The 21,906-nt window shown below is 35.6% G+C and carries 22 protein-coding genes and 1 other RNA gene; 10 read left to right on the top strand and 13 right to left on the bottom strand.

What is annotated here, in order from left to right:
• Positions 1-8 precede the first annotated feature (8 nt).
• Entirely contained in the window at positions 9-323 is a 315-nt protein-coding gene (locus MKJ01_RS00955; RefSeq protein WP_241611023.1) for a hypothetical protein, read from the bottom strand.
• Positions 323-2,938, bottom strand: coding sequence for a valine--tRNA ligase (locus tag MKJ01_RS00950; RefSeq protein WP_241611022.1), 2,616 nt, complete (start codon positions 2,936-2,938; stop codon positions 323-325). The genes MKJ01_RS00955 and MKJ01_RS00950 overlap by 1 nt, the downstream gene beginning before the upstream one ends.
• A gap of 128 nt (positions 2,939-3,066) precedes the next feature.
• Between MKJ01_RS00950 and MKJ01_RS00945 the strand changes: the two genes are divergently transcribed.
• The 3 genes from MKJ01_RS00945 to MKJ01_RS00935 all read left to right on the top strand — a co-directional run bounded on the left by MKJ01_RS00945 (position 3,067) and on the right by MKJ01_RS00935 (position 5,279).
• Positions 3,067-3,534, top strand: a complete 468-nt coding sequence (locus tag MKJ01_RS00945; protein ID WP_241611021.1) for a DUF1573 domain-containing protein — start codon at positions 3,067-3,069, stop codon at positions 3,532-3,534.
• Between the two features lie 106 nt (positions 3,535-3,640).
• The gene (locus tag MKJ01_RS00940; protein ID WP_241611020.1) at positions 3,641-4,510 is read left to right on the top strand and encodes a polyphosphate kinase 2 family protein; all 870 of its coding nucleotides are present in this window, start codon (positions 3,641-3,643) and stop codon (positions 4,508-4,510) included.
• Between the two features lie 7 nt (positions 4,511-4,517).
• Positions 4,518-5,279 (top strand): CPBP family intramembrane glutamic endopeptidase, encoded by a 762-nt coding sequence (locus MKJ01_RS00935; protein ID WP_241611019.1) that lies wholly within the window; start codon positions 4,518-4,520, stop codon positions 5,277-5,279.
• A 2-nt stretch (positions 5,280-5,281) separates the two neighbouring features.
• On the opposite strand, the gene rnpB is transcribed toward MKJ01_RS00935, so the two are convergent.
• An RNA gene (rnpB, locus tag MKJ01_RS00930) (RNase P RNA component class A) lies at positions 5,282-5,605 on the bottom strand.
• Between the two features lie 149 nt (positions 5,606-5,754).
• Between rnpB and MKJ01_RS00925 the strand changes: the two genes are divergently transcribed.
• Entirely contained in the window at positions 5,755-6,246 is a 492-nt protein-coding gene (locus MKJ01_RS00925; RefSeq protein ID WP_241611018.1) for an RNA polymerase sigma factor, read from the top strand.
• Positions 6,239-6,913 carry a hypothetical protein gene (locus MKJ01_RS00920; protein WP_241611017.1) on the top strand — a complete coding sequence of 225 codons (675 nt, stop codon included), beginning with the start codon at positions 6,239-6,241 and terminating at the stop codon, positions 6,911-6,913. The genes MKJ01_RS00925 and MKJ01_RS00920 overlap by 8 nt, the downstream gene beginning before the upstream one ends.
• 102 nt (positions 6,914-7,015) lie before the next feature.
• Here MKJ01_RS00920 and rpoN read toward each other — a convergent pair whose 3' ends face one another.
• The 4 genes from rpoN to MKJ01_RS00900 form a co-directional block, all read right to left on the bottom strand.
• Entirely contained in the window at positions 7,016-8,479 is a 1,464-nt protein-coding gene (gene rpoN / locus MKJ01_RS00915) for an RNA polymerase factor sigma-54 (protein ID WP_241611015.1), read from the bottom strand.
• Positions 8,480-8,636: 157 nt separating this feature from the next.
• Positions 8,637-10,085 (bottom strand): asparagine--tRNA ligase, encoded by a 1,449-nt coding sequence (asnS, locus tag MKJ01_RS00910; protein ID WP_241611013.1) that lies wholly within the window; start codon positions 10,083-10,085, stop codon positions 8,637-8,639.
• A gap of 134 nt (positions 10,086-10,219) precedes the next feature.
• Entirely contained in the window at positions 10,220-10,819 is a 600-nt protein-coding gene (locus tag MKJ01_RS00905) for a CDP-alcohol phosphatidyltransferase family protein (protein ID WP_241632424.1), read from the bottom strand.
• Positions 10,820-10,826: 7 nt separating this feature from the next.
• Complete coding sequence (locus tag MKJ01_RS00900) at positions 10,827-11,393, bottom strand: hypothetical protein (protein ID WP_241611009.1); 567 nt, start codon at positions 11,391-11,393, stop codon at positions 10,827-10,829.
• 105 nt (positions 11,394-11,498) lie between these two features.
• Between MKJ01_RS00900 and MKJ01_RS00895 the strand changes: the two genes are divergently transcribed.
• The 4 genes from MKJ01_RS00895 (at position 11,499) to MKJ01_RS00880 (ending at position 15,932) form a co-directional block, all read left to right on the top strand.
• Positions 11,499-12,425 (top strand): hypothetical protein, encoded by a 927-nt coding sequence (locus MKJ01_RS00895; protein WP_241611007.1) that lies wholly within the window; start codon positions 11,499-11,501, stop codon positions 12,423-12,425.
• A 1-nt stretch (position 12,426) separates the two neighbouring features.
• A complete protein-coding gene (locus MKJ01_RS00890; protein WP_241611005.1) occupies positions 12,427-13,227 on the top strand; it encodes an AraC family transcriptional regulator in 801 nt (266 codons plus the stop codon).
• Between the two features lie 129 nt (positions 13,228-13,356).
• Positions 13,357-14,994, top strand: coding sequence for a serine hydrolase (locus tag MKJ01_RS00885; RefSeq protein WP_241611003.1), 1,638 nt, complete (start codon positions 13,357-13,359; stop codon positions 14,992-14,994).
• 410 nt (positions 14,995-15,404) lie between these two features.
• Positions 15,405-15,932: a hypothetical protein gene (locus MKJ01_RS00880; RefSeq protein WP_241632411.1), complete on the top strand. Its 528-nt coding sequence runs from the start codon at positions 15,405-15,407 to the stop codon at positions 15,930-15,932.
• Positions 15,933-15,934: 2 nt separating this feature from the next.
• Here MKJ01_RS00880 and rimM read toward each other — a convergent pair whose 3' ends face one another.
• The 6 genes from rimM to MKJ01_RS00850 all read right to left on the bottom strand — a co-directional run bounded on the left by rimM (position 15,935) and on the right by MKJ01_RS00850 (position 19,643).
• On the bottom strand, positions 15,935-16,477 hold the full coding sequence (rimM, locus tag MKJ01_RS00875) for a ribosome maturation factor RimM (RefSeq protein WP_241610999.1): 543 nt from the start codon (positions 16,475-16,477) through the stop codon (positions 15,935-15,937).
• Positions 16,478-16,489: 12 nt separating this feature from the next.
• Entirely contained in the window at positions 16,490-17,047 is a 558-nt protein-coding gene (locus MKJ01_RS00870; RefSeq protein WP_241610996.1) for a 30S ribosomal protein S16, read from the bottom strand.
• Between the two features lie 170 nt (positions 17,048-17,217).
• Positions 17,218-17,727, bottom strand: coding sequence for a nitroreductase (locus tag MKJ01_RS00865; RefSeq protein ID WP_241610994.1), 510 nt, complete (start codon positions 17,725-17,727; stop codon positions 17,218-17,220).
• A 47-nt stretch (positions 17,728-17,774) separates the two neighbouring features.
• On the bottom strand, positions 17,775-18,374 hold the full coding sequence (locus tag MKJ01_RS00860) for a DoxX family membrane protein (protein ID WP_241610992.1): 600 nt from the start codon (positions 18,372-18,374) through the stop codon (positions 17,775-17,777).
• A gap of 111 nt (positions 18,375-18,485) precedes the next feature.
• Positions 18,486-18,935: a hypothetical protein gene (locus MKJ01_RS00855; protein ID WP_241610990.1), complete on the bottom strand. Its 450-nt coding sequence runs from the start codon at positions 18,933-18,935 to the stop codon at positions 18,486-18,488.
• Positions 18,936-19,106: 171 nt separating this feature from the next.
• Positions 19,107-19,643 (bottom strand): SRPBCC family protein, encoded by a 537-nt coding sequence (locus MKJ01_RS00850; RefSeq protein WP_241610988.1) that lies wholly within the window; start codon positions 19,641-19,643, stop codon positions 19,107-19,109.
• A gap of 215 nt (positions 19,644-19,858) precedes the next feature.
• Between MKJ01_RS00850 and MKJ01_RS00845 the strand changes: the two genes are divergently transcribed.
• A complete protein-coding gene (locus MKJ01_RS00845; protein WP_241610986.1) occupies positions 19,859-21,877 on the top strand; it encodes a M3 family metallopeptidase in 2,019 nt (672 codons plus the stop codon).
• Positions 21,878-21,906 lie beyond the last annotated feature (29 nt).

The following is a 21,906-nucleotide window of genomic DNA, read 5'->3' as shown; positions in this document are numbered from 1 at the left end:
AATTTTAATTAATCTTTACCATTTAAAGTGATGTCTATATTTTCGTTTCCCACATTCAGACTGAACAAAATATCATTTAGTTCGTCATCTTCACTTTCTATAATAATCAATTGATAAATTTTGGAATCATTTTCAATTTCAATCTCTTCAATGGAAGAAATTTTTGCTGACACGGCCAAGGTTGTGTTTAAAATAACATTAATATAATAATCTACCTTCAAACTCCCTTCCAGCAATTCTCCAATCAGATAAAACTCTTTTTTTCTTCTGATGGTAAAACTGCTCATGACCCGGAATGTTCCAACTTTATCTTTCTGATCCATTACAAACTCTTCAGCTTCTCTTCCAAAATGGCAATTTTATCCTGGGCGTCTTTCTGCTTTTTGCGTTCCACTTCCACTACTTCAGGCTTTGCATTGGCAACGAACTTTTCATTAGAAAGTTTTTTGTCAACAGAAATCAAAAATCCTTTTAAGTATTTTATTTCTTCTTCCGTTTTGATTTTTTCTTCTCCAAGATCTAAGTTTTCACTTAAAGGAATAGAAACTTCAGTGGACCCGACTAAGAACGTAAAGCTCGGCTTATCAGTTTTCTCGCCAAAATAAATTTCAGAAACATTGGCTAACTTTTTAATTACTGCTTCATTTTCAAATTGGGCCGAACTTGTATATACTTCAACCGTTTCTTTAGGTGAGATGCCTTTCGTCTGACGGTAGTTCCTGATTCCCGAAATGATTTCTTCTGCTGTTTCGAAGTTTTTAATGATTTCTTCGCTGAAAGCTTCTGCCTTTTTCTGCTGAGCAATGATTAATGCTTCATCCAGATTTCTTTGAGAGATCAGCTGCCAGATTTCTTCTGACTGAAAAGGCATAAACGGATGTAATAATTTCATCAGTTCTTCAAAGAAAATAATGGTTTTGCCATACACTTCCCTGGAAATTCCATCACCGTAATTTGGTTTGATTGCTTCCAGGTACCATCCGCAGAAATCGTCCCAGATCAGTTTATAGATCAAATGCAGCGCATCAGAAATTCTGAATTTCTCAAACTGCTGATCAATTTCTGTAATCGTTTTGTTTAACTTCTGTTCAAACCATTCAATCGCCTGTACGTCTGCAATATTCGCAGGCTTATCTTCGTGATTCCACATGTTGATCAATCGGAATGCACTCCAGATCTTTGTCATAAAGTTTCTTCCCTGAAGCATTAAATCTTCATCAAAAAGAAGGTCGTTTCCGGCTGCGGAACTTAATAAAATCCCTACACGAACTCCGTCTGCCCCATATTTATCCATCAGTTCCAAAGGATCCGGTGAATTTCCAAGAGATTTTGACATCTTCCTTCTCTGCTTATCTCTTACGATTCCTGTGAAATAAACATTTTTAAACGGAACTTCTTTTCTGTACTCCAATCCTGCCATAATCATTCTCGCTACCCAGAAGAAAATAATATCCGGACCTGTTACCAAGTCAGAAGTCGGATAGTAATAATTAATGTCCTTATTTTCAGGATCCAGCACACCGTCAAAAACGGACATCGGCCATAACCAGGATGAGAACCAAGTATCAAGAGCATCTTCATCCTGTCGAAGATCCGAAATTTGAAGATCCGGATTCTGGGATTTTTCTTTTGCTAAAGTTAAGGCATCAGCAATATTTTCAGCAACAACGAAATCATTTTCTCCTTCTCCATAATAGAACGCAGGAATCTGCTGTCCCCACCAAAGCTGACGGGAGATATTCCAGTCACGGATATTTTCCATCCAGTGCCTGTAAGTGTTTTTAAACTTTTCGGGATAAAACTTTACCTCATCATCCATTACGACATCCAATGCCGGTTTTGCCATTTCAGACATTTTCAGGAACCACTGAACCGAAACTTTAGGTTCGATTACCGCACCTGTTCTTTCAGAAGTTCCTACTTTATTTACATAATCTTCTGCTTTTAATAAAAGATCTTTTTCTTCCAGCTCTTTCGCAATCTGCTTTCTTACATCAAACCTGTTTTTTCCGGCATAATGCAAACCATAATCATTCAGATTTCCGTCATCATCCAAAGCATCAATCATCTGAAGATTATGCTTTTGCCCGATTTCATAATCATTTACATCATGGGCCGGTGTAATTTTCAAAGCACCTGTTCCGAATTCAATATCCACATATTCATCTTCAATAATAGGAATTACACGGTTGACAATCGGTACAATAACTTTTTTGCCTTTCAGGTGAGCATATCTTTCGTCATCCGGATTAATACAAACGGCAGTATCCCCGAAAATGGTCTCGGGACGCGTTGTCGCCACAGAAAGGAATTCTTCTGATCCTTCAATAGCATATTTCAGAAAATACAGTTTCCCGTTCTGCTCTTTGAAAATAACTTCTTCATCAGAGATATTGGTCTTTGCTTCTGGATCCCAGTTAACCATCCGGTATCCTCTGTAGATCAGACCCTTGTTATATAAATCAACAAAACTTTTTATAACCTGTTGGGAAAGCTTCTCTTCCATGGTAAACCGGGTTCTGTCCCAGTCACATGAACATCCCAGTTTCTTCAGCTGATCCAAAATAGTTCCACCATATTTATCAGTCCATTCCCAGGCATGCTTTAAAAACTCTTCCCGGGTAATATCAGATTTATTGATTCCTTCAGATTTCAGTTTGGCAACCACCTTCGCTTCCGTAGCAATGGAAGCATGATCCGTACCCGGAACCCAGCAGGCATTGAAGCCCTGCATTCTTGCACGGCGGACAAGAACATCCTGAATGGTGTTATTCAGCATATGTCCCATGTGCAGGATTCCCGTAACATTTGGCGGAGGAATGACAATCGTGTAAGGCGGCTTGTTATTCGGTTCTGAATGGAAGTATTTGTTTTCCAACCAGTAATTGTACCACTTCTGCTCTGTTTCCTGTGGATTGTACTTTTCTGAAATCTGCATAAATTCTATTACTTTACTTTACAATTTGCAAAAATAGTCTAAAGAAAAAAAATTTTGAGTATGAATTAAAATAATTTTTAACTTTGTTTCTCAAAATTTATCTAACAACATATTTAATATTCAAGAATATGAAAAAATTAATTGCAGGGATTGCATTATTCGGAACATTTGCATTTGCATCTGCACAAACCATCACGTTTGATAAAACCACTTATGATTACGGTACAATCAAACCAAGCTCAGACGGTACAAGATTCTTCACGGTAACCAACACCGGTGATAAGCCTTTGATACTGTCTAATGTAAAAGCATCTTGCGGATGTACAACTCCTGAATTTAAGACAGATCCTATTATGCCTGGAAAATCTGCTCAGATTAAAGTAGGTTATAACACAGCGATCAACGGAGGATTTAATAAATCAATCGAAGTATTTTCTAACGACCCTGTTAACAACAGAACCGTAATCTTCATCAAAGGAAACGTAGATCCGAACGCTCCGGATCCAAAACCTTTAACTCCTGCTGAATTGAAAGCTAAAGCTAAAGCTGACAAAAAAGCAGCGAAGCAGGCTAAAAAAGTGGCTGCAGTGAAGTAATCTCTACTCGAAAAAATAAAGAAACCGTCTCGTTTGAGGCGGTTTTTTTATTATATTTATATTGTAGGTTCTGGATTAAACCAAATCTTAAATATTTAATTAAAAAATGGATACCAATTTCTCAGACGACTTTTTAGTCAAAGGAAAATTTTCAATCAAGAAAGCTTTAACGGAATATAAAGGAAAACTAACTAAAGAAGAAGGCACGCAATTGCTCATTCAGGAAAAAGAAAAGCTCAGGGAATTACAGGAAAGATTGTATGCAGATGGCAGCAAATCTCTTCTGGTAGTTCTGCAGGCCATGGATGCGGCTGGAAAAGACAGTATGATAGAACATGTTTTCGGTGGCGTAAACCCACAGGGATGCAATGTAACAAGTTTTAAGACACCAAGCTCCCGTGAATATTCTCATGACTTTTTGTGGAGGCATTATCTGGCTTTGCCCCAGAAAGGCATGATCGGGATTTTCAACCGGTCACACTATGAAAGTGTACTGGTCTGTAAGGTACATCCCGAATATAATTTAAATGAAAAAACATGGAAGTCTGTTAAAGATTTTGATAAAACATTCTGGGAAAACCGCTATGAAAGCATCAGGAATTTTGAGAAACATCTTACCCAAAACGGAACAACCATTGTCAAAATATTTTTAAATGTATCTAAAAATGAGCAGAAGAAAAGGCTGATCGACAGAATTGACGAACAGGAAAAAAACTGGAAATTTTCAGCTGCAGACCTTCCTGAAAGAGCCTTATTCGATCAGTACATGGATTGCTATGAAACAGCCATTAATGAAACCTCGAAAGATCATGCCCCATGGTTTGTCATTCCCGCAGACAACAAGTGGTTTGCACGGGTTGCTGCCATACAGGTCATTATTGACGCTCTGGAAAAAATGGATTTGAAATATCCCATATTATCCGAAGAAGATAAACTCGGTTTGAAAGAAGCTAAAAAACAACTGGAAAGTGAATAAATAAAATATGACAATTTGGAAAGCAATTATAGTATCAATAATATTAGCATTTTTTAGTACGCTAATTTATTCTCTACTAGACATTTTAAAATTGTTTATGAATTTAGGCCATTATCAATATAAATTTTATCAGATATTTACGAATATAGTAGCACAAACATTTTCTTTTCTTATTATAAAAAAAATATTTTTTTCCAAAGAAGAACTTTCTTTAAAGAAGGTTCCTGTTAATATTTACATTTTCATTGTTCTAATTTTATTTGTATTTGGAGATATTTTTTTTCAATATGGCTTTAACAATATTCAGGATATTATTTTTAAAACGAATGTTATGGGAAATAAGAACGGAGGAAATATACCTTTTTCTTATTTTGTAATTAGATTGGTAAAAGGGTGTTTAGTAGCACCATTAGTTGAAGAACTATTCTTTAGAAAGTTTATTCAGGAAAACTTGGCTAAAAGATATTCTTATATATTTGCAGTAATTAGTGCTAGTGTTTTATTTTCCCTCTATCATAGAGATTTAGGGTCTTTTTTTCAAATTTTTATTTTTGGAATAGGTTTAGGAATGGTATTTCTGGAAACCAGAAGAATTGAATATTCTATTATTTTTCATTCCGTTTCAAACTTTATGATATATTCGTTCAACTATTACTATAAAGATGAAAGTATTCAAAATAATTCTAATAATTTGATCTATACAGCAATAGGTTTAGCAACAATAATTACAGGAATATATATTTTAAAAAGAAAAAATAATTTATATTAAAAACCACGAGAAAATCTGTAAGCCGGATTTTGTACTTTCTAAAAAGTGCCTGTTATTTATCTGCGTTTTACATTGCTGCAAAACTTGAGCTGATTACCCCTCGGCTTTCAGGACGAGCCGCCCCTATTTTCATTGCTGAAAAGAACCGATATACTTATCATTGCACCGCAAAGAGTTTACCTGGTTTCACTACAGCCGAACTGTACCTGCTTTCTGTTGCACTTGTCCTACCCTCACGGGTGACGGATGTTATCCGCTTTGCTGCTCTATGGTGTCCGGACTTTCCTACCCTTGCCGAAACAAGAATCAACAGGCCGACTTTCTCGTGGCTGCAAAGATAATTAAATATAACAATGAATCAGTGTAACAATTTACCAATTAGAATAAATTTCTGATTTTTAAAATTGTTACGCTGTTAAATTTTTAAATTGTTACATTATATTATTATCTTCGTGCCTAGTTTATTACACCAGCATTGACTTCAAAAGAAAAGGAATTTGCGCAGCTTATTAAGGATAATCAGGGTCTGATTATCAAAGTTTCGCGTTTATATACCAATTCTCTGGAAGATGAAGAAGATCTTTTCCAGGAAATTGTCCTTCAGTTGTGGAGAAGTTATGATTCATTTAAAGGGAATTCTAAAATTTCTACCTGGATGTACCGCGTCGCTCTCAATACAGCCATTACTCTCTTCAGAAAGAAAAGCAAAAGCCTTCCTACGAACGAACTCGATGTTAATTATACGGACTATATAGAAGATGATGACGAAAAACAGCAGCAGGTATCGCTTTTGTATACGGTAATAAAGACCCTTCCCAATGTAGAAAGAGCAATTGTCATGATGTATCTGGACGACCTGCCTTACAGAGATATTGCAGAAAACCTCGGAATTACCGAAGTAAATGCCCGTGTAAAAATGAACAGATTAAAGAAAACCCTTAAAGAACAGATGGAAAAATATGCCTGAGTTTGATTTAGACAGCTTTAAGAAAACATGGCAGGAACAGCCTGTTCAACAGAAGTACGACAGCCATGAGATTCTCCAGATGTTGAATAGAAAATCACGGAACTACGTGAAATATATCTTCTGGATCAGTGTGGCAGAATTTTTATGCTTTACACTGATCGGATTATTCTATATTATACAGGGCAATGAATCTAATTCAATCATTAATATTCTTGAAAAGCTGGGCATCCAAAAAACATCTGAGTTAGAAATGACTTTTGATCATATTTACCTTACCATAAAAATACTGAGCTTATCGATAACAGCCTATTTCGTCTATAAGTTCTACCAAAACTATAAAGGCATAAAAATTGAGGAAAACCTGAAACGGTTTATTCTTAAAATCATCCAGTTTAAGAAAACCGTTAATGCTTTCATTTTAATTAATATTGCTCTATTAATTACTTTTACTTCCATATTTACCGTCTTTGCCTTTTATATTATCAACACCCAAAATATAGAAGTTACCAATTCGACAATTGTAGGATTTATAGCAGGACTTATCATCAGTACCGTTTTTACAGTGCTGATCGTCTGGCTGTATTACAGGGTTGTGTATGGGATCATTATTAAAAAGCTGGACAGAAACTTAAAGCAATTAAAAGAAATAGATTCACAGGAGATATAGCAGAAAGACAAGAATTTCAATCAGAGCTTTCGCGATAATAAAATATTATACTAGGCTAAAATAAAAAAGCATTTCGATATGAAATGCTTCTTTTTATACTATTTAGAGTTCTTTTCTAAGCCTCGCCACCGGAATATTGAGTTGTTCACGGTATTTGGCAATCGTTCTTCTTGCAATATTATACCCCTGTTCTTTTAGGATTATGACCAATGCATCATCCGTTAAAGGCTTTCTTTTATTTTCCTTATTGATCACTTCCTGCAGATGCATTTTGATCTCTTTTGTAGAAACTTCTTCTCCGTCATCATTTGTCAGACTGTCTGAGAAAAGATCTTTTAAGTAAATAATACCATTTGAAGTATCTGCGTATTTACTTTTTACAACTCTTGATATGGTAGAAATATCAAAACCGGTAATATCTGCAATATCTTTAAGGATCATCGGTCGTAAAGATTTCTCGTCGCCAGTAATAAAGTAATCTTTCTGAAATTTCACAATAGCGGTAATGGTCTGCAATAAAGTATTCTGACGTTGATTGATCGCATCAATATACCATTTTGCAGCATCGAGCTTTTGTTTGATAAATAATGCCGCCTGCTTATGCTCGGAAGAGTTTTTATCGTGAGAATAAGTGGTTAAAATATCTTTATATTCTTCCGAAACCCTTAAAGTAGGTGCATTTTTGCTATTCAGCATAGGAATAACCTGACCGTCTTTTACCTGAATAACAAAATCCGGAATAATTTCCTGGTTGATGGTAATGGTCTGGGTATCAAAATTTCCGCCCACTTTGGGTGATAATTTAGAAATTTCCTCCAACGCATCTTTCAGGTCTTCTTCTTCGATATCGTACTTCTGGATGATCTTGTTATAATGCTTATTCGTCAATGCATCAAATTGATACCGAAGAATATTGGCAGCCAGAGAAACCGCTTTATTGGCACTCACCTTTTTTTCAATCTGCAACAGCAGGCATTCCTGAAGTCCTCGGGCACCTACTCCCGGCGGATCCAGCTTTTGAACGTAATTTTCAAGAATATCTTCAATTTTTTCCTTTGTTGTATAGATGCCCTGCGAAAATGCAAGGTCGTCAACAATTGATTTTATTTCTCTTCTTAAATAACCGTCCGTATCAAGATTTCCGATAAGATATTCTGCAATTTTTTCGTCCTCAGTACTTATATTGATCAGGCGGATCTGCTCCAGCAGGTAATCATACAGAGACTGCCCTTCCGTTAAGAGGCTCTCATTGTCAAATTCTTCGTCATCAGGAGAATAGTTGCTGGATGCCGTCTTATACGTCGGCTCGTCATCATAAAGATATTGGTCAACATCAAAATCAGTTTCAATACTATCTGTACCTTCGCTCTCGAAAGATTCTTCCAATGAAGAATACTCATCCTCCTTAGATTCTTCTTTTGCAATTTCCAGAGCAGGATTTTCTTCTAATTCTCTCTCAAGTTCCTCCTCAAATTCCAGAGTATGGAGCTGGATCAGCTTCATCAATTGAATCTGTTGAGGGGCCAGCTTTTGTCCTAATTTGAGTTGTAAGTGTTGTTTAAGCATATTTTACTAGATGGTGTTAACATAACATGTGCCACGAATTTAATAAATAATTTTGAAAAAATAACATTTTAGCACGATTTTTGTACTATAGATGCAGTAATAATGACGATTTACATTAAATAAAAAGCCTTACATTAATGTGTAAGGCTTTTTTTATCTAAAATTCAGCATTTTTCGGAGTCCTTGGAAATGGGATGACATCTCTTATATTGGTCATTCCCGTTACAAAAAGAACCAATCTTTCCAATCCCAATCCAAATCCTGCATGTGGTACGGAACCGAATTTACGGGTATCCATATACCACCAGAGCTCATGTTCATCGACATGCATTTCTGACATTTTTTGCTTCAATACGTCTAATCTTGCTTCACGTTCGGAACCACCGATAATTTCACCGATTCCGGGAAAAAGAACATCCATCGCCGCCACTGTCTTATTGTCATCATTCAGTTTCATGTAGAACGCTTTAATCTCTTTTGGATAATCGAATAAAACAACCGGGCTTTCAAAATGTTTCTCAACCAGGTATCGTTCGTGCTCAGACTGAAGATCGGTTCCCCAGTTTTCTACAGGATACTGGAACTTACCTTTTTTATTTTCTTTTGAATTTAATAAAATCTCAATAGCTTCCGTATAAGAAACTCTTTTGAAACGTTTGGCCACTACATTTTCAAGTTTCTCAATAAGTCCTTCTTTAGCTCTTTCTTTTTCCGGCTTTGTTTTTTGTTCTTCTGCAAAACGTTTATCAAGGAAATCAAGATCATCTTTACAGTGGTCTAAAACATACTGAATGACATATTTTAAGAAATCTTCTGCAAGATCGATATTATCTTCAAGGTTGTTGAACGCTACCTCCGGCTCAATCATCCAGAATTCGGCAAGGTGCCTTGTCGTGTTGGAATTTTCTGCACGGAACGTAGGCCCGAAAGTATAAATCCTTCCCAATCCCATCGCTGCTGTTTCTCCTTCCAGCTGTCCCGAAACCGTTAAGTTGGTCTTCTTACCGAAAAAATCCTGGACAAAGTCAATATCGCCCTGCTCATTTCTCGGAATGTTATTTAAATCAAAATTTGTTACTCCGAACATTTCCCCTGCACCTTCGGCATCAGCTCCGGTGATTACAGGTGTATTGATATAAAAGAACTGCTTCTGGTTAAAGAATGAATGAATGGCAAAGCTTACCGCATGACGCACTCTGAAAACCGCTCCAAATAAGTTGGTTCTGAATCTCAGGTGGGCCTGTTCTCTCAACACTTCCAGCGAGTGCTTTTTAGGCTGAAGAATCGTTTTGTCCCTTTCTTCTGTAAAGTTATCCCCTAAAATAACAATCTTTTTAGCGATAAGCTCAACGGTTTGTCCGGCTCCCTGGCTTTCCACCACTTCACCCACTATTTTCAAAGAAGCTGCCGTACTTATTTTATTAATAATTTCTTCGTCGAAATTTTCAAAATCAACAACGATCTGCAAATTATTAATCGTAGAACCATCATTAAGCGCAATGAAGCGATTTGAACGGAATGCTCTTACCCAACCGTAAACCGTAATGTCATGATGTAATACTTTCTTATAATCCTGTAGGACTTCTTTAATCGTCTGCTTTTTCATGTGCTGATAATAAATTTTTATATAAAAATTAATGTTTGCAAAGTTACAAAAAAACAGCGCAATATGATGATTGCGCTGTGCTTTTACAAAATCATTTATCAATTATTTAATCAAGAAAACTGTTTATACAGGATTTAATTGAAGAAAACCGTCTTTTTTCTTGATCTGCCGTTGCGGATCCTCCAGGCATGATAGGAACTGGGAACATCATATTGCCATTTCGGAAGCAGCAAAACAATAAGAATAACATCCATATGGGAAATAAGCCCTAAGCCTATGGCCAGATAAAAAGCCCAGCCTGCCTGTTGAAAGCCTATTAAATAGGTAAATGCAATCAAAAGGCTCAGTCCCCACATTTTTGACAGAAAGGCATGGGTACAGGTTTCTTTTCCGAATTTCAGAAAGCTGATGAGATAACAAAATGCCTCCATAACAAAGATTAAAACAATTCCTTCCCATTCGCTTTTTATTAATTCAGGATGTAAAAAATAGGAAGCACATCCCAGAGAAAGCCAGAAAACCAGATCGGTCTGACTGTCCATCCGTCTCAGTTTTTCAGATGAAACGCCAACTTTTCTGGCGATAATTCCGTCAAAAACATCTGTTATTAATCCGAGATACATTAAACTTAAAATTAAAAATCGGGATTCTGAACCTTTGAAATAAGCAAGAATAATAATGATGGGAGCCAATAGAAATCTGGTGGCAATTAAAATATAGGGTATTATTTTCATGGTAATTTTATTGAATTCTTTTAAACTTTTCAGCATAATTAATTGTATAGCCTGCCCACATAATGAGTAAAGCTGCTCCAGAATTATCATAATAATCCTGAATCAGAAGATTTTTCTGATCTGTAAGACCAATTCTGCTTTGAAAACTTTGACAACCTCCAAATAAGAAAGGAATTCCATGACATTTTGAAGTATAATTACTTAGTGTAACCAGTCCATTTTTAAGTTTTCCCTGATATTTAAATGCATATTTTACAGAATCATTCTTCGACAATTTAAAATCAAATTCATACGTTCTTTTTTTCTTCAGAGAAGTCGATTGTATAATCACTTTATCACAATCGGCAATTCCGGTATTTTTTAAGGCCATCATTCCTGCAAAATCTCTTGTCTCCAAAGATTTCTTATTTCCGGCATTTACATGTTCATATCCTTTAAACTCATATTGCCCGTCAATCATCGAAATATTTTGTTCTGTGATAATTGACAGATCATCTTTAATTGTTTTCCGTTCAAAACTGACACAGGAGGTAAGCATTAAAACTAATACTGAAATAATAACAGACTTTTTCATAGCATCTATTTTTAAAATTATACCTCAAAATTATCTGCAGAAATCACAAAACTAAATGTGAAAAGAAATTAAAATAAATCAATACATTTGTGAAAATCGCAAAACATGTATGAGAACCTTTTGCTCAGAGAAATTCGTAAGAAGATCGGAGAAAAATCTTTGAATGATGAAGTTGCCAACATTTTGAACATAAGCTATGATGCAGCGCACAGAAGAACTTCATTAAAAGCAAAATTCAGTTTTAAAGAAGCAGTGGAACTGGCAAAATATTACCAGATTTCTTTGGATCAGTTTCTGACTTCGGAGCATCAGATTTTAGTGCAAAAAACTTCGGCAGTGATCCAGACAGAAGATCTCCAGTCTTTTTTCGCGAATAACCTCAGCATCTTTGAAAACCTACCTCTTTCTGATGAAATGACGATTTATTATTCAGCTAAAGATATCCCGTTTTTTTATACGCTTTCAGGCACTCTGCTTTCCCGTTTTAAAATTTATGTCTGGATGAATCTGCTGAATGCGAAACAGGTTTTCAGACCATTCCTTCATTTTTCTCCGCCATACTTTGAAACAGACACCAAAGAGCTAAAGAAAAAATATGAAGCACAAAATGTGGTGGAATTATGGAATGACATGACCGTTTCCAGCATTCTGCAGCAGATTTCTTTTTATTATGACACCGGACTGTTACAAAAGAATGAAGCGAAAATTATTCTTGATGAACTTAAAGAATTAATAGAATATATTGAGCAAAAGACGGAAAGCCATCCGAAGTTTCATTTATATGAAAATGAGTTGATGCAACTTTCCAATGACATCTTTTTTCACCATCCGCAACAGTCGCTTTTCGCTTTGCCCACCAATATGTTCGGATATGTTTTGATGAATGATCCTAAAACCTGCCATGAAACCCTGAACTATTTTGAACACCAGATTAAAAATTCAAAATCACTAAACACCTCAGGAAACCGGGACAGGAAAATATTTTTCAATAAAATGTATCGGCAGATTGAAAATTTAAACCAAAACCTATAAGATGAAAAACCTGCATAACGGTGAATTTTTCGGACAAACAAACGAAACCCTCAAATTCGAGGGTTTAACTTTTACAGATACGGAATACACGCATTCTTTTGTCGATTGGCATTACCACGAAAATCCGTATTTTACGTTTCTGTTACAGGGAAATATGATAGAGGGAAACAAAAAGGAAAGTTATGACTGTTCAGCCGGGACCTTATTATACCATCATTGGGAAGATGCTCATTACAACCTAAAGCCAGAGGTTTTTACACGAGGTTTTCACATTGAAATTACAGAAAGCTGGTTTCAAAATTTTCAGCTTTCTAAAGATACAATTGAAGGAAGTTTTAATATTAAAAATCCCTCATTAAAATTACTGACATATCAGATTTTTAAAGAAACAAAATTAAATGATGATTCTTTTGCACTAACTGTCAATCAATTATTAGTAAATATTTTCAGTCAGTTATCCAATCAAAAAAACAATTCGGAAAAGAAACCTGCCTGGGTAAAAAAAGCACATGAAATCCTTCATGAAACCTTTACGGAAAAGTTAAGCCTGCATGAAATTTCAAAAGTACTGGACATTCATCCCGTTCATTTAAGCAGAGACTTTCAGAAATACTTTCAATGTAATTTAGGCGAATATGTAAGAAAATTAAAAGTTGAGAAATCACTAACCATTTTAAATCAATACGAATCTTTATCTGAAGTGGCTTTAGAATGCGGTTTTTCTGATCAGAGCCATTTTATCCGATGCTTTAAAGATAATATGGGAATTACTCCTTTGAAATATAGAAATATTTTGAAATAAATCTGATGTAACGATACAATTAATTGTACAGAAAATTACGGCTTATCATTTATGGAAAATCGTAAACGTTAATTCCATTCTATTTTTTATCACAGCAGAGGCTTACTTTTATGCTGATAAAATAGTACTATGAAAACAATCCTTTTATTTATCCTTATTTTCATTTCTGGCTTTTCTTTCAGCCAAAATATCGTTGAACCTGAAAGGATTGATCATTCTGTTCAGAAAAACCATTTAAACAAAATTGTTTTTTTAGATAAAGTGACTCCTTTGGAAAATCTCAAAGAAACTGACCTTGCCGAAACGATGGTGTTTCAGGAAGATAAAGATTTCGATATCCGGGTTTTTATGGATAATTCTTTGGTGAATTACTTACATCAGCTTGATTCTTCTTTATCCGCTGATGACTTGCTTAAAAAAGGAAATTATCAGTTCAGTTTTATTGTCGACGGAAAATTAATATATACAGAAAATCTAAACTCAGGAGCCGGAACTGCAGACAGTAAAAAGTTTAAAACAACCTTTAGAATTCCGTTTCTCAGTTCAAAAAATGAAGATTCCTGGGGAAAATATATGTGGATGAGATTTTATCTGGCTCATGGCGGAACTGATGCTATGAATGAAGGAAATCATACGATAAAGATTGAAATCAGGCCTTACTTAAAAACTTCATCAGTAAAAGTAGGAAACATAATTGCCGCCGGTGAAATTCACTTAACTGTTCCTCATAAAACCATTTCGGAGAAACAAATTGCCGTGCAAAAAATCCAGCCTGATAGGGATTGGAAAGTTTCTGATGAACAATTTGATAAGGAAAAGATCAAAGCTTTAAATCAAAAAATTGCAGAAACCAGATTCCGTGATATTACAGGAATTGTAGTGATTAAAAATGGAAAACTTTTGGTAGAAGAATATTTTAATGGCTATAAAAGAGACAGTTTACATGACACCCGTTCTGTTGGAAAGTCTTTTTCTTCGGCTTTGATGGGAATTGCTATAAGAGACGGTTATATTAAAAATGAAAATCAGAGCCTGAAAGAATTTTATGATGTAAAGAAATTCAGTAATTATTCTTTTAAAAAAGACAGCGTTACGATTAAAAGTTTACTTACGATGAGTTCCGGCTTTGATGGAAATGATCAGGATGAAGATTCTCCCGGAAATGAAGAAAATATGTATCCGACAGAGAATTGGGTGAAATTTGTTTTGGATTTACCGATGACAGAAAATAAAATAGGTAAAATATGGAATTATTTTACTGCCGGAGTTGTCTTGACAGGAGATATCCTGGATATATCTATTCCTGAAGGATTACAAAATTATGCCAATAAGAAGCTGTTTCAACCTTTAGGAATTACGAATTATAAATGGCAGTTAACACCTCAGCAAAAACCTTCTCTGGCAGGCGGATTACGCATGAATGCTTTGGATTTCGCCAAATTCGGACAGCTTTATAAAAACAACGGAACCTGGAATGGAAAAAGAATTTTAGATAAAAACTGGATTAAGAAATCATTCACTAATTATTTTACTGGTTATAAAGACTTCGAAGGGTATGGATATCTGTTCTGGAGAAAAGTTTACAAAGTCGGGAATAAAAGTTTTGAATCGTACCAATCCAGTGGAAATGGCGGAAATAAGATTATTGTATTTAAAGAAATTCCTGTTGTGATTGTTGTTACTGCAAAAGCCTACAATAAACCGTATGCTCATGTACAGGTGGAAAAAATAGTGGAGGAATATGTATTGCCGGCGATCATTGAGTAACAGGTTATGCTTAAAAAATATCGAATATATAATTTCGGATTTGATGAATGGGAAAAAATGTATCTTTAATAAAAACTAAGAAGATCATGCTTATCTTATCGCTTACCGTATTATCATCTTGCTGTAGTCCCAAAACAGATGTAGAAGAAGATAAATAGGCAAGCTGACTATTTCTGAACAATGGAGCAAGATACCGAATATCAATAATCTTGCTTTTATAGATGATAGAGGTAACCTATATGCCAATAACCGGAAATATATCGCTCCGGATTTCTGTCATAAAAAATTCTGCCTTTTTATGATACGGATGATATCATAAAAAATATGAGCATCTCTTTCATACAGGAGAACCTGAAAAAGATTCTGCCTTATTAAGAAAAATAGTGGCTGAAAAATCTGCTTTTCAACAAATGATTTTGGATAAGACGGATAAGATTCTGTTAGTCTCAGATGAAGTAAGAACAGGAATTTTGAATTATGCAGATTATAGAGACAATTACCTAGGCAACCCTGAACAGGAAGATCCCTATTTTATTTCTTCAAATGTTCTGAAATCCCTTGAAAAATTCTCTGAAGAAGATGATCCTTTATATATAACGCTTCATCCTAAGATAAAGCTTTCCCAGAAAGAGAATATCTTTTCAGCCGACATCCGGAAGGAAAACAGGGATCCTTTATTTTTCAAAATAAAGGATAAGATCGTCTCGGGCAATCAATGGTTCAGTACCGGAAATCACTTTGTAGGATCGTTCGGCTATAATCCTATATATATGTATTATTATGATGTAAAACTTGGCAATAAATCGATTTCTACCAAAGTGGACCATACCAAAATAATTACGTCGGATCCTATAAGGACCGCAACAGGAAAATATTTTTTAGTAAGTAATGTAAAAGAGGGGAAATTTCAGATCTATTATCTGAAAAGTGATAAATAAGATTACTCGTCTTTTTTAGACGGAACCAGAAAAACATCAATAAGACCTTCAGGAAGCTGCATTTTAATGAATCTTTCATCCCTGTTCACTTCTAGGATCCAATCTTTGATCATAGGAATTACTACTTCTTTTCCATCAAGATTCGTAACGAAATACACCTGGGCCGTCTGATCATTTACCGATCTGATAACACCACAGTCATTATCATTTTCGTCAAGGATGCTGTATCCGATGATTTCGTGATAGTAAAATTGTTTTCCTGAAAGTTTTGGAAGAGAAGTCAGGGGTAGGTAAACATCTTTGCCTAAAGATTGGTCTACCAAAGCTTCTGTAGAATTTTTAAAGGAAATATTCAGAGCATCTAATTTGCTCCATGATGACCTTTCAATAAAAAAAGGAACCAATAGTCCGTTGATTTCAACGAATATTGATTCCAGTTTATTGTAAAGCTCGGGCTGATCGGTATCCAGTTTAAGGATAACATTTCCCGCAAGTCCGTGTCTGCGTGTGATTTTTCCTAGTAAATAGCAATCTTCTTTACGCATACGGTTTTGTTTTTAAGCTTCAGTGTTTTCTTCAGCAGACTCAGCAGCAGGTGCTTCTCCTTCCGTAGTTTCTTCAGCAGGTGCGTTTGCAGCTTCTTCAGCAGCTTTAGCATCCGCTGCAGCTAGGTTAGCAGCAGCAATTCTACCCTCGTTTACTTTAGTTTCAGCATCAAAAGCAGCTTTTTTAGCGTCTGCTTTAGCAGTTGCCAAACCTTCTACTTTACCTTGTACTTTTGAATCTTTAGCTTCTACCCAAGCATTGAATCTTTTTTCAGCTTCAGCCTCATCAAAAGCTCCTTTAGCAACACCACCTTGTAAGTGTTTTTTGTAAAGGGCACCTTTGTAAGAAAGGATTGCTCTTGCAGTATCAGTTGGTTGAGCACCATTGTTTAACCACTTTACAGCAGCATCAATGTTCAAATCAATAGTTGCAGGGTTAGTAATTGGGTTGTAAGTTCCTAGTTTTTCGATGAATCTACCATCTCTTCTTGCTCTAGAATCTGCAACCACGATGTGGAAGAAAGGCTTACCTTTTTTACCGTGTCTTTGTAATCTGATTTTTACTGACATAATGTTTGAATTTTACGGGAACTCGTCCCAGTTAAATATTTTAAGAGTGCAAAGATAATCAAAAATTCCAATGCAGCAATCAATAAATGCAACAATTTATCAATCTACATGGTGAGTGTGATGATGAATATTTCATTTAGATACACCTATAGGAATCACCCGTTAGAAGGCTAAGTTTCACCCATGTAAAACAACCCCAAACATTTCTGGTTTTCCTCAATGGTTAAGGATTCTTTCAGATGATCAACGATTTTAGGAGAGCTCCAGTAACAGCCGATACCATTTGCAGTACAGGTCAGATACATGTTCTGAACCGCCATGGAAACGGCAGCAATTTCTTCCCATTCGGGAACCATTCCGCTGAAATTGACCATAATGGAAACTACCGTGTCCGCTTTATTGATTTTAAAGCCGATGTCATTGTATTTTTTTTCCAGGAAAAGATGCCCGGGCTGGGAAGCTTTATAGATAGCCTGCATTTCCGAAGCCAGTGCAGACTTCTCTTCGCCTCTGAATATTTTAAAACGCCATGGTTTCGTCCGTTTATGGTTAGGTGCACAGATCGCTGAATTCAGAATTTCATCAATAAGATCCTGAGGAATTTTTGCATCTGTATAATCTTTTGGGAAGATACTTCTTCTCTGCTCTATGATTTCTTTTAAAATTTCTGCTTTGTTCATGGATGCAAATTTACAGGATGTAATTAATTTATCACATACTTATCATGTTAAGCATTCAATATTAATTTCCGATTTCTATATGCCCTGTAGTTACTTACAGCAAAAGTAGCCAGAACAAGCAAAGCCAACATCACGGAAAACCATTTTGCATAGATGTTTTCATTGACATTCCCCATGAGGCAAAGCATTATAAAACAGATAGCATAAATAACTCCCGAATTCATCCATAAGCGTGAAGGCTCGGAAAAATCATTCATGACATATTTCTGATTAATGATTGGCAGCAATTTATGCTTATCCCAAATCAGCAGGATGACTACCGCAATCATCATTAAGGAAGTAATGATCCAGGTTCCGCTAAATGATAAGCTTAGGGTGATGATCCAGATATTTGTCAGAATGGCAAAAAACATAAGGGCTCCTAAAGTAGCATACCGTTGGGTAATCAGCAGTATTCCGGCAATAACCTGGGCCCAGCCCAGAAAATTCCAGTAAGCTCCCGACTGATATAAAGCCTCAAAGAAATATCCTACCGGATTATCTGCATGGATGGTGGTGAATCTTTCTCCCATTAGTTTTATCAATCCAGACGGAATGAAGGCAAATCCTACGAGATAGCGCAAATGGATTATGACCCACTGATTCATTTTACTTGTTCTTAATTGTTGAAATGTCATAGTTTAGTATTCTGCATTGCAAGGTACTAAATAAAAATAAAAGCCCAAATTAAATTTGAAGTTTTTAGTATAGAAAGAATTTTATAATACTTCTACGATTTTCTGGTAAATATTGTTTAAAGTAAATTCATCACCGGATGTCATTCCCATCATTGTCCTGGCCATAGGACTTTCAGGGGAAATTGCATAAAAACGGTCGCCCTCAAAAAAAAACTCTCCCAGGGAAACTGAAATATAAAACCGGGCTTTGTTGGTAATTACCAGAGATCCGAGCTGAACTCTTTCGGTTGAGTTATTCAGTACTTTTGCCATATTTCTTTTCAAATCATTTAAAGCTGCCAGCTGACGTTGCATCTGGTAAATTTCCTCCTGCATCTCTTCTCTCATGCTGTCGTATTTAGGAGTTTTTTTAATATCCCGGCTTGCTTCAAGGGTGAATTCCATGAAATTTTTAAGTTTCTGAATTTTTTCAGCAATGACGGCTTTTACATAATTTCTTATATTATTTTTTTCAAATATTATCTTCTCCATGAATCTATTCTTTATCATAAAGATAATATTTTTTAAATAACTATAGTTACTATCTGAGAAACCAAAAACACTACTGCAATATAAAGATAATGAGATAATAATGTATACCGGTTTGATATATGGAATTAAAGTATTAGCCTACATCTGATAATTTTTGATGAAGAATTTATTTTATTTTGCTTCTGCCAGTATTTTCAGGTTATTCAGACCTTCCTGATAAGATTTGCCCATCTGATAATCCATCATCGGTCTTATTATTTTCATCATTGCATCCTGTTCGGTATCCATGGTCCAGGTTACTTTGGTGGAATTTCCTTCAGAAGATAAGATAATTTCAGAAGTTGACTCCCCTTCAAAAGGTCTTATAAAAGTCATCTCTGTTTTTTGTTTCTCATTTAAAACCAGATCTTTTATTTCCTGACAGCCCGCTCCCGCGTCATCATTTTTACTGTCCCAGCAATATTTATCTCCCACTTGTCCGGAATTTCCGGTATAAACAATTTTCATGGACTTATCTAATTTCATCCACGGATTCCATCGGTTAAAAGCTTTCATCGAATGTATATTTTGCCACACTTTCTCTCTGGGAGCATTTATCACCAAAGATTTTTCATAGTGATAATTTTTACCGAAGGCCAGCATGGCAATTACTGCATACACAATAATCAAAAGAATAAGAATACCCAGAATCTTTAAAATGGTTTTCATAGTTTACATTGTTTTAAATTAAAATTTTACATTGACAGAGCTGTTCAGCCTGTCTTCCAAAATTAACTATTTGAAGCCTGACTTTACTTTTCCTATGACAAGATTTGTGATCACCAACCATTTTGTCATATCTTTTTGCCAAGGCATTATTTTTGAGCCATTGAACTGTCGGATAAAAACGATTAATTACATTTACTATAATTAAAACATGAAACATGAATATTTTAAAAGAAACGTTTACTACCCCATATGATTCAGCTCCATTTAGCTCCATTAAAAACGAAGATTATCTTCCGGCTTTCAAAGAACTGATTGAAAAATCTGAGCAGGAAATCGAAGCCATTGTCAGCAATCCGGAAGAGCCGACTTTCGAAAATGTGATTGAGAAACTGGCTTATTCGGGAGAACAGCTGGATAGAGTATCCAACATCTTTTTCAACCTGAATTCGGCAGAAACCAGTGATGAGCTTCAGCAGATCGCTCAGGAAGTTTCTCCTATTTTAACGGAATATTCTTCAAAGATTTCTCAAAACGAAGCTTTGTTTAATAAAATTAAAAAAGTGTACGATGAAAAAGAGAAATATAATCTTAATGAAGAGCAGCAAATGCTTTTGAATGAAACTTATAAAGGCTTTGTAAGAAGCGGCGCCTTGCTGAATGAAGAAGATAAAGAAAAGTTAAAGAAAATCAGCATGGATTTATCTTTAAAATCACTTCAGTTCGGACAAAACGTACTGGCTTCAACGAATAATTATTTCAAACATATTACCAATCAACAAGATTTGGCAGGCATTCCTGATGCGATTCTGGAACAGTATGCTGAAGAAGCCAAAGAAAGGAATCTGGAAGGCTGGGTGGTCACCTTACAGTATCCGAGTTATATCCCATTCATGACGTATGCGAAAAACCGTGAACTGAGAAAAGAACTTGCCCTGGCGAACGGTAAAAAATCTTTCGACGGCGGCGAGTTTGACAATCAGAATTTAATTATGGAACTTCTTCAATTAAAACAGCAAAAAGCAGAATTATTGGGTTATACCCATTATGCAGATTTTGTTCTGGAAGAAAGGATGGCCAAATCCCCGACAAAAGTGATTGACTTTTTAAACGAACTTTTGGTGAAGGCAAAACCTTATGCTGAAAAAGAAATTGAGGAATTGAAATTACTGGCTAAAGAAGACGGAATTGAAGAAATTCAGGGCTATGACCATGCTTTTTATGCGGAAAAACTCCGCAAAGCCAAATATGACCTGAATGATGAAGAACTGAAACCTTACTTTCCTTTACATCAGGTCCAGGATGCAGTTTTTGGCTTGGCAAATACCTTATTCGGACTGGCATTTGAAGAAAGAGATGATATTCCAAAATACCATGAAGACGTAAAAGTGTATGAAGTAAAAGAAAATGGCACATATAAATCTTTACTTTATGTCGATTATTTCCCTAGAAAAGGCAAAAGAGCCGGCGCATGGATGACGAGCTATAAAAGCCAGTATATATTGAATGGTGAAAATTCCCGTCCCCATATTTCTATCGTCTGCAATTTCAATAAACCAACGAAAGACGCACCGAGCCTTCTGACCTTCCAGGAAGTGACCACTTTATTCCATGAATTCGGCCATGCGCTCCACGGAATATTGGCAAATACGCAATATCCTTCTCTTTCCGGAACTTCCGTAAAATGGGATTTTGTTGAACTGCCTTCCCAGTTTCTTGAGAACTTCTGTTATGAACCGGAATTTTTAAAAACATTTGCCAAACATTATAAAACCGGAGAAATACTGCCAGATGAAAAAATTGAAAAAATAGCACAGTCCAAGAATTTCATGGAAGGTTATCAGACCATGAGACAGATTGGATTCGGATTGCTGGATATGAATTATCATTCAAAAGTTGAAGAACTTGATCATAAGAGCGTAAAAGAATTTGAAGACCAATATACAAAAGATACGCAATTATATCCTTCCAATCCTGAAACTGCTATGAGCCCGAGTTTTTCGCATATTTTCCAGGGTGGATATTCCGCCGGATATTATTCTTATAAATGGGCTGAAGTTCTGGATGCAGATGCTTTCCAGTATTTTAAAGAAAATGGAATTTTCAATCCTGAAATTGCTGCTAAATTCAAAACCCTTCTTTCGTCGGGTGGTACAAAAGACCCGATGGAACTGTTTAAAAACTTCAGAGGCAGCGAACCAAAAGTAGAGAGTTTGCTTAAAAGAGCGTTCGGATAATCATATTAAGCTTCTGGTTTCAGAAGCTT

The organism is Chryseobacterium sp. SSA4.19, assembly GCF_022601875.1.
Lineage (GTDB): Bacteria > Bacteroidota > Bacteroidia > Flavobacteriales > Weeksellaceae > Chryseobacterium.
This window is presented reverse-complemented; position numbering and strand designations above follow the sequence as displayed.